The following is an 8,926-nucleotide window of genomic DNA, read 5'->3' as shown; positions in this document are numbered from 1 at the left end:
GAGACCAGTGAGGCCATGATCAAGTGGGCCATGATCGGGTTGATGGTCCGACGCCTGGCGCCACCGCCCGGCCGCAAGCCCTGGCAACGTAGCTCAACCGCCGCTTGAGACTTTCCCAACACGTTCTGAGGCCGACAAGGTTCGAGCCGCGTGCGAATCGACGATTCTGGCGCGAGGCGGACGATTCCGGAAGTGATTGTCCTGGTCGGACGTCCAGGGCGACTTTCGGCCGAATCCGCGCGTATACCGTGCGGTCGGCACCGTTAGTCTGGGAGTGTTCCGCTGAGAGCGGGAGCACACCCAGCGGGGGGGTGCCACTGTAACGCCAGGATATTTACCGACGATGACTGATACGAGCGAGGAGTTGGACTCCGCTGTCGCAGCTGCAACGCAGGGCGACCGGGCCGCTTTAGCTCTGGTCCTGGAAAACATTCGCCCTATGGTTGTGCGTTACTGCAGAGCCAGGGTGGGTGCTGCAGAGCGGGGAAACCTCTCTGCAGACGACGTGGCACAGGAAGTGTGCCTCGCCGTGATGACTGCCTTGCCTCGATACGAGGATCAGGGTCGGCCCTTCATGGCATTCGTCTACGGGATCGCCGCGCACAAGGTCGCCGACGCGCACCGAAACTCTGCACGTAACAAGTCGGAGCCGGTGGCCGAAGTACCAGATGTCGTAGCCAACGATGACGGACCCGAACAGAGGGCGCTCGATTCGGAAGCGAGCAGGCAGATGAACGAACTGCTCAGCACGCTTCCGGAGAAGCACCGGGAGATCTTGATTCTCCGCCTCGTGGTCGGTATGTCTGCGGAGGAGACGGCAGTGGCAGTGGGCAGTACGGCAGGCGCGGTGCGCGTGGCTCAACACAGAGCCATCGCGAAGCTGAAGAAAGAAGTAACGAAGGCAGGTGAGAGGTTTGGCTAGGGGCAACAAATGGGGCGGCAATCCCGATGCCGATCTCCCCGGGGAGGACGCACCGGTGGACGTAGCGGCCGTGCGCCGTGATGACGCGTTGATCGATGCCATCGCCGGCGGTGGTCCGGTTGCGACCGACTCGCCCGAGCAGTACGAGCTCGCGCTCCTGCTGGCCAATTGGCGCGAAGACATCGTTTCCACTCCGATGCCGACCGGTCCGTTGCTCGACGATGTCGTCGCCGCGATGGAGGCGTCCGATTCTCGTGCCGCCACTCGAAGCGCTGGGCGTGAACGACTTCGGCTCCTTCGTCCGATCGCCGGCGCTGCCGCTGCCATCGCTGTCGTGATGGGCGGTGCCACCATCTTCTCCTATAACGCAGAACCGGGCGACCCGCTGTGGAGTGTGAAGTCGGTCGTCTTCAGTCAGCAGGCTGATTCCACTGTCGCGAAGATAGACACCGCGTCGCAGCTGCAGGAAGCCGAAAGGCTGATCTCTGTGGGCGATGTCGCATCCGCGAAGCACATGCTCGACACCGCTGCGCAGCGGGCCGGCGAGGTGCGCGAGGCCGATCAGCGGAACGAGCTCGAGGTGTGGAACCAGAAGCTCGCCGCAGAGCTCGAGAAGCTGGCGCCTCTGTCGCCGGCGACGACTGCACCCGGGACGACCACGACAAGTGCATCCGCCCCGACGACGTCGGTTCCTCCCTCGGGTTCGGTGACTCCGAATACCACCACCCCGGGTGTTCCACCGCTCCCGGGCACTGTCCCGCCGTCCGATCTTCAGATTCCCGGGCTGCCGCCGCTTCCGTTGCCGCAGTTGCCGCAGCTGCCCACGGACTTGCAGGGAATACCGGGTACGCCGCCGTCTCCGACCACGGGCCCCACCATTATGTCGGTTCCCGAACAGCCGTCCGATATTTCGAGCACCATGCCGTCGACTCAGTCGTATACGCCGGTCCCGCCGACCACCACGACGGCGGCTCCCATCCCGTTGCCTCCGACAAGCTGATCGCGGTGAGCTGACCTTTCAGCACGATCCCCGGCACAGACGACTGTGGCCCGACACTCGAGGTGTCGGGCCACAGTCGTCTGTGCTGAGTGTGTCGGTTCAGGAATCGAAGCCGTCGCCGTGCAATGCGTCGTTCATCGAGGCGTCGGCATAGCCCCGGCAGTAGTCCCAGGTGACGTAGGCCTCGGGCATAGGATCGTAGGCGGGCTCATGCGGGCGCACGGTGCCATCGACCAGGAGCTGGAGAAGATTGGCACGGAGCATGTCCCAATCGTGATAATGATCCTGCTGGCAGTCTTCGCAGCAGACGACGAGTCCGCGGATCCCGCGATGCGCCAGCAGCGCCTCGTACACGGCGAGGTCGGCCAGATCCTCTTCCACGGCGAGACGCTCATGGGGATCGAGTGGCTGACCCGGTTCGATGGCATCGAGAGCTGCAGACGGGTCGGCGGGGTCGCCGGCGAAGGGGTCCGGGGGCAGACCTGGAGGCAATTGATCACGCACAGCACCACGGTACGCAGGTAGGACCGGTCTGCGCCAGCCGTTCCGCATATGTCCAGCGTGGGTGGGCTCGCATGCTGATCGCACCGAGCCGATATCATGAAGTACGGAGCCGGGAATTTCGTTCGTTGCTCCGGCCTTTTGTCTATACCCGAATTCCTGACATTCACACAGATCCGATCTGTACACACCGAAAATCCGCAGACGGCGCTGCTCGCGCTGCATCCCGAGTTCCACGGAGGGCCCGAACCGCATGACAAGTTCAGCAGGGCATGTACACACCGGCGGTGACGACCCGAACAAGGTCGCGATGCTGGGTCTCACGTACGACGACGTCCTGCTCTTGCCGGCGGCGTCCAATGTCATTCCCGGCCAGGTCGACACGTCGAGCCAGTTGACCCGGGACATCAGACTCCGGGTGCCCCTGGTCAGTTCCGCGATGGACACCGTCACCGAAGCGCGGATGGCCATTGCCATGGCCCGCGCCGGTGGGATGGGTGTCCTTCATCGGAACTTGTCCATCGAGGCGCAGGCCGGGCAGGTGGAGACCGTCAAGCGGTCGGAGGCCGGGATGGTCACCGATCCGGTCACCTGCTCACCGTCCGACACCCTTGCCGAGGTCGACGCCAAGTGCGCCCGGTTCCGGATCTCCGGCCTGCCGGTGACGGACGAAGCGGGACAGCTCGTAGGCATCATCACCAACCGCGACATGCGGTTCGAGGTCGATCAGAACCGCCCGGTGTCCGAGGTGATGACGAAAGCTCCGCTGATTACCGCACAGGAAGGTGTCACCGCGGAGGTTGCGCTCGGTCTGCTGCGCCGCCACAAGATCGAGAAGCTCCCCATCGTGGACGGCCAGGGCAAGCTCACCGGGCTCATCACGGTCAAGGATTTCGTCAAGACCGAGCAGCATCCGTACGCCACCAAGGACCGCGACGGACGGCTGCTGGTCGGCGCTGCGGTCGGTGTCGGTGACGAGGCGTGGACCCGGGCCATGGCTCTGACCGATGCGGGTGTCGACGTCCTCGTCGTCGACAGCGCGCACGGCCACTCTGCCGGTGTCCTCGCGATGATCTCGAAGCTCAAGGCCGAGGTCGACGAGCGGGTGCAGGTAATCGGGGGCAACGTTGCGACCCGTGCCGGTGCGGCAGCGCTCATCGAAGCCGGCGTGGATGCCGTGAAGGTCGGTGTCGGGCCCGGTTCCATCTGCACGACCCGCGTGATAGCCGGTGTCGGCGCCCCGCAGATCACTGCGATCCTCGAAGCGGTCGCCGCGGCCAAGCCGCTCGGCATCCCGGTCATCGCGGACGGCGGACTCCAGTTCTCGGGTGACATCGCCAAGGCGCTCGCGGCCGGTGCGTCGACGGCCATGCTCGGTTCGCTCCTCGCCGGGACCGCGGAATCGCCCGGGGAGCTGATCCTCGTCAACGGCAAGCAGTACAAGAGTTATCGCGGAATGGGTTCGCTCGGGGCGATGCAGAGCCGCGGCGCCGCCAAGTCGTATTCGAAGGACCGGTACTTCCAGGACGACGTGCTGTCCGAGGACAAGTTGGTTCCGGAAGGTATCGAGGGCCGCGTCGCGTTTCGCGGACCGTTGTCTCAGGTCACGCACCAGCTCACCGGGGGTCTGCGCGCCGCGATGGGGTACACGGGTGCGGCGACGATCGAGGATCTGCAGAATGCGCAGTTCGTCCAGATCACTGCGGCTGGTCTCAAGGAAAGCCACCCGCACGACGTCACCATGACGGTCGAAGCACCGAACTACACCGCTCGCTAGCAACCACTCACGAGAAAGGGGCGCGCGTGCGCGACCTCGTCGAGATCGGCATGGGGCGAACAGCCCGACGTACCTACGAGCTGGACGATATCGACATCGTCCCCTCCCGGCGAACACGCTCGTCGAAGGAGGTATCGACCACCTGGCAGCTCGACGCGTACCGGTTCGACATTCCCGTTCTGGCACATCCCACCGATGCTCTCGTGTCACCGTCGTTCGCTATCGAACTCGGCAAGCGTGGAGGCCTCGGGGTCATCAACGGTGAGGGCCTGTGGGGTCGCCATCCCGACGTCGAAGCCAAGCTCGCCGAGCTGGTGGACCTGGCGGAGTCTGATGTCGACGTGGACGCCGCCGTCAAGCGGTTGCAGGAACTGCATGCGGCGCCGCTGCAGCCGGGTCTCCTCGCCGCTGCGGTAGCGCAGGTGCGCGATGCCGGGGTCACGACTGCGGTGCGGGTGAGTCCGCAGAACGCCCGGGCGCTGACTCCGCAGCTTCTGGAGGCCGGTATCGACCTGCTGGTGGTGCACGGCACGATCATCTCGGCCGAGCATGTGGCACACGACGGCAGTGAGCCGCTCAACCTCAAGACGTTCATCGCGGAACTCGATGTTCCGGTGGTTGCGGGTGGAGTGAGCGATCACCGCACCGCGTTGCACCTGATGCGCACGGGAGCGGCGGGTGTCATCGTCGGGTACGGGTCCACCGAGGGAGCCACCACCACGGGTGAGGTTCTCGGAATCGGTGTCCCGATGGCCACGGCCATCGCGGACGCGGCGGCCGCCCGTCGCGACTACCTCGACGAGACCGGTGGGCGCTACGTCCACGTCATCGCCGATGGAGACATCACCTCGTCGGGTGATCTCGCCAAGGCCATCGCCTGTGGTGCGGACGCTGCGGTTCTGGGTGCTCCGCTCGCCATCGCGGCGGAAGCACCCGGCGGCGGCTGGTACTGGCCGTCGGCGGCGGCTCATCCGTCCGTGCCCCGGGGGGCATTTCTGCCGGTCGCCTTCGGTGACCGGCCCTCCCTCGATCAGGTGCTCACCGGCCCTTCTGACGACCCGTACGGATCGCTGAACTTCGTCGGTGGTCTGCGCCGGTCGATGGCGAAGTCGGGCTACTCCGATCTCAAGGAATTCCAGAAGGTGGGTCTGACGGTCCGCGCCTGAAGTCCACGCCTGTCCTCGCGCCTCTTTCCTCGTCGCTCGATGTCACACCGGACCACCTCGTTCTCACTGTGACATTGGGCGACGGGCGTATCAGGCAATTCCCTCGTACCTGATACCTGCCGTTACAGTTAGGCAACCCTTGTGGCAGCTATCACAAACACTGGGTGCATACTGGCCGGTAATAAGGCAGTGTTCTCGTTGGAGGTCGAGTGATGAGCAAGCAGCGCACAACGGATTACGACGTCCTGATCGTCGGTTCCGGATTCGGTGGCAGTGTGACCGCGCTCCGGTTGGTGGAGAAGGGTTACAAGGTCGGCATCCTCGAGGCCGGTCGTCGTTTCGCCGACGCGGATTTCGCGAAGACCAGCTGGGATCTGAAGAAGTTCCTGTGGGCTCCCGCTCTCGGGTTCTTCGGTATCCAGCGTGTCCACCTGCTGCGTGACTGTCTGATTCTCGCGGGCGCGGGTGTCGGCGGGGGGTCGCTCAACTACGCGAACACGCTGTACAAGCCGCCTGCCTCGTTCTTCGAAGACACGCAGTGGGCAGGTATCACCGACTGGCACGACGAGCTGAGCCCGTACTACGACCAGGCGCGGAAGATGCTCGGCGTGGTGACGAACCCCCACATGACCCCCGCCGACGAGATCATCAAGTCGGTGGCCGAGGACATGGGTGCGGGAGACACTTTCATCCAGACCCCGGTGGGTGTCTTCTTCGGTGAACCGGGCAAGACCGTGCCCGACCCGTACTTCGGCGGCGTGGGACCCGACCGCACCGGTTGCATCGAGTGCGGGGAGTGCATGACTGGTTGCCGGCACGGCGCGAAGAACACGCTCCTCAAGAACTACCTCGGGCTCGCCGAGAAGGCGGGTGCCGAGATCATCCCGATGACCACGGTTTCCGGACTCCGAGAGGCTGCCGACGGCACCTGGGACGTCTTCACCCGCCGCACCGGGCCACGAAAGAACAGGCATCGCAAGACGTACACGGCCGACAACGTGGTGCTGGCTGCGGGTACATGGGGTACCCAGCATCTGCTGTTCGACCAGAAGGAGACCGGGGCGCTGCCGAAGCTCTCCGATCGCCTCGGTGTGCTGACCCGGACCAACTCCGAGTCCATTCTCGGAGCCGCCAAGCGCAAGGTGGACCCGAACCTCGACCTCACCAAGGGTGTCGCGATCACCTCGTCCTTCCACCCTTCCTCGGACACCCACATCGAGCCGGTGCGGTACGGCAAGGGTTCGAACTCGATGGCACTGCTTCAGACTCTGCTCACCGACGGTGGTCCGCGGCGCTGGCTCACCTTCCTGAAGGAACTCGCGAAGAACCCGCTGGCGATGCGTGCGCTAACCCCGTACCGGTGGAGCGAGCGGACCATCATCGCCCTGGTGATGCAGAATCTCGACAATTCGATCACCACCTACACGAAGAAGGGCTTCTTCGGCCGGCGCAAGGTCACCAGCAAGCAGGGGCACGGTCAGCCGAACCCCAGCTGGATTCCGGCGGGCAACGAGGCGACCCGGCGCATCGCCGCCAAGATCGACGGCCTGGCGGGAGGCACCTGGGGAGATGTCTTCAACATCCCACTCACCGCACACTTCCTCGGTGGATGCGCGATCGGTTCGGATGCCACGCGCGGCGTCATCGACCCGTACCACCGGGTGTGGGGATATCCGACCCTGAGCATCGTCGACGGGTCGGCGGTGTCGGCGAACCTGGGCGTCAATCCGTCGCTGACGATCTCGGCGCAGGCCGAGCGCGCGGCATCGTTGTGGCCGAACAAGGGTGAGCAGGATGAGCGTCCCGCACAGGGGGAGGCGTACCGGCGCCTGAACCCCGTGGCCCCGGTGAATCCGGTGGTGCCGAAGAACGCGCCTGCTGCGCTGGTCCTGCCCATTGCGGAGATCCGCAGCGGGTCCGCGGCCGTGTCCGAGCCGGAGCATGGGGTCGCGTAGGGCGCTCAGCTGGGCAGATTAGACTGACCCGGTGACAGATATCGAGCAGCAGAGACCGGTCCTCGTCGTCGACTTCGGTGCGCAGTACGCGCAGCTGATCGCCCGCCGGGTTCGTGAGGCCAAGGTCTACTCCGAGGTGATTCCGCATACCGCGACGGTCGAGGAGATCGTGTCGAGGAAGCCGCTCGCCGTCGTCTTGTCGGGTGGACCGTCGAGTGTGTATGCGGAAGGGGCGCCACAGCTCGACCCGGCCTTGTTCGACCACGACATTCCGGTGTTCGGCATCTGTTACGGCTTCCAGGCGATGGCCCAGGCCCTCGGTGGCACGGTGGCGCACACCGGCACCCGCGAATACGGCCGCACCGACTTGTTTGTTCAGGGCGGGTTGCTGCACGACGGACTGCCGGAGCATCAGCCGGTGTGGATGAGCCACGGCGACGCGGTCACCGAGGCGCCTGAGGGTTTCGTCGTGACAGCCAGGAGCGAGGGCGCACCCGTTGCGGCATTCGAGAACCGGGCGCGGGCTCTCGCCGGGGTGCAGTACCACCCCGAGGTTCTTCATTCGCCGCACGGTCAGCAGGTTCTGAGCCGCTTCCTCCACGAGATCGCGGGCATCGCCCCGGCCTGGACCGCAGCGAATATCGCGGATGCCCTCGTGGATCAGGTGCGGGAACAGGTCGGCGACGGCAAAGCGATCTGCGGGTTGTCGGGCGGAGTCGATTCGGCGGTCGCGGCGGCTCTCGTGCAGCGCGCCATCGGCGACCGTCTCACCTGTGTCTTCGTCGATCACGGTTTGATGCGGGCCGGCGAGCGCGCCCAGGTGGAGAAGGACTTCGTTGCCGCGACCGGCGCGAAGTTGATCACCGTCGATGCTGCGGACACGTTCATCGGTGAACTGGCCGGGGTGTCCGATCCGGAGACCAAGCGGAAGATCATCGGCCGGGAATTCATCCGCAGCTTCGAGGGGGCGGTCAGTGACGTGCTCGGTGAGAACGCTGCTCATGGCGAGACGGTCGACTTCCTGGTGCAGGGCACCCTCTACCCGGACGTCGTGGAGTCGGGCGGCGGAACCGGCACCGCGAACATCAAGAGCCACCACAACGTGGGCGGGCTTCCCGAAGATCTGCAGTTCAAGCTTGTGGAACCGCTTCGATTGCTGTTCAAGGACGAGGTTCGTGCGGTGGGCCGTGAACTCGGACTGCCCGAGGAAATCGTCGGGCGCCAGCCATTCCCCGGCCCCGGACTCGGTATCCGCATCATCGGTGAGGTCACCCGGGCCCGGCTCGAGATCCTGCGTCACGCGGATTCCATTGCGCGCGAAGAACTCACAGCTTCCGGTCTCGACGGTCAGATCTGGCAGTGCCCGGTGGTGCTCCTGGCCGACGTTCGTAGCGTCGGCGTGCAGGGCGACGGCCGCACCTACGGTCACCCGATCGTGTTGCGTCCGGTCTCGAGTGAGGACGCGATGACCGCGGACTGGACGCGGGTGCCCTACGACGTTCTCGAGCGGATTTCCACCCGTATCACCAACGAGGTGCGTGACGTCAACAGAGTCGTCGTCGACATCACCAGCAAGCCGCCGGGCACGATCGAGTGGGAATGATC

7 protein-coding genes are annotated in these 8,926 nt (G+C 65.2%); 6 read left to right on the top strand and 1 reads right to left on the bottom strand.

All coding sequences use genetic code 11. From position 1 onward, the window contains the following. Positions 1 to 343 precede the first annotated feature (343 nt). Positions 344 to 922: a sigma-70 family RNA polymerase sigma factor gene (locus WAW17_RS06740; RefSeq protein WP_422332230.1), complete on the top strand. Its 579-nt coding sequence runs from the start codon at positions 344 to 346 to the stop codon at positions 920 to 922. After that, the gene (locus tag WAW17_RS06735) at positions 906 to 1,922 is read left to right on the top strand and encodes an anti-sigma-D factor RsdA (RefSeq protein ID WP_422332229.1); all 1,017 of its coding nucleotides are present in this window, start codon (positions 906 to 908) and stop codon (positions 1,920 to 1,922) included. Before WAW17_RS06740 ends, WAW17_RS06735 begins: the two co-directional genes overlap by 17 nt. 99 nt (positions 1,923 to 2,021) lie before the next feature. On the opposite strand, the gene WAW17_RS06730 is transcribed toward WAW17_RS06735, so the two are convergent. Next, positions 2,022 to 2,426 carry a DUF5319 domain-containing protein gene (locus tag WAW17_RS06730; protein WP_422332228.1) on the bottom strand — a complete coding sequence of 135 codons (405 nt, stop codon included), beginning with the start codon at positions 2,424 to 2,426 and terminating at the stop codon, positions 2,022 to 2,024. A gap of 250 nt (positions 2,427 to 2,676) precedes the next feature. Here WAW17_RS06730 and guaB point away from each other — a divergent pair, with 250 nt between their 5' ends. From guaB to guaA, 4 genes are all read left to right on the top strand, one after another. Next, positions 2,677 to 4,200: an IMP dehydrogenase gene (guaB, locus tag WAW17_RS06725; protein WP_422332227.1), complete on the top strand. Its 1,524-nt coding sequence runs from the start codon at positions 2,677 to 2,679 to the stop codon at positions 4,198 to 4,200. A 26-nt stretch (positions 4,201 to 4,226) separates the two neighbouring features. Beyond that, entirely contained in the window at positions 4,227 to 5,366 is a 1,140-nt protein-coding gene (locus WAW17_RS06720) for a GuaB3 family IMP dehydrogenase-related protein (RefSeq protein WP_422332226.1), read from the top strand. A gap of 212 nt (positions 5,367 to 5,578) precedes the next feature. After that, positions 5,579 to 7,321: a GMC family oxidoreductase N-terminal domain-containing protein gene (locus WAW17_RS06715; RefSeq protein WP_422332225.1), complete on the top strand. Its 1,743-nt coding sequence runs from the start codon at positions 5,579 to 5,581 to the stop codon at positions 7,319 to 7,321. A gap of 31 nt (positions 7,322 to 7,352) precedes the next feature. Next, entirely contained in the window at positions 7,353 to 8,924 is a 1,572-nt protein-coding gene (gene guaA, locus WAW17_RS06710; protein ID WP_422332224.1) for a glutamine-hydrolyzing GMP synthase, read from the top strand. Positions 8,925 to 8,926 lie beyond the last annotated feature (2 nt).

The sequence above is a fragment of the Rhodococcus sp. (in: high G+C Gram-positive bacteria) genome (assembly GCF_049286785.1).
GTDB lineage: Bacteria > Actinomycetota > Actinomycetes > Mycobacteriales > Mycobacteriaceae > Rhodococcus_F.
This window is presented reverse-complemented; position numbering and strand designations above follow the sequence as displayed.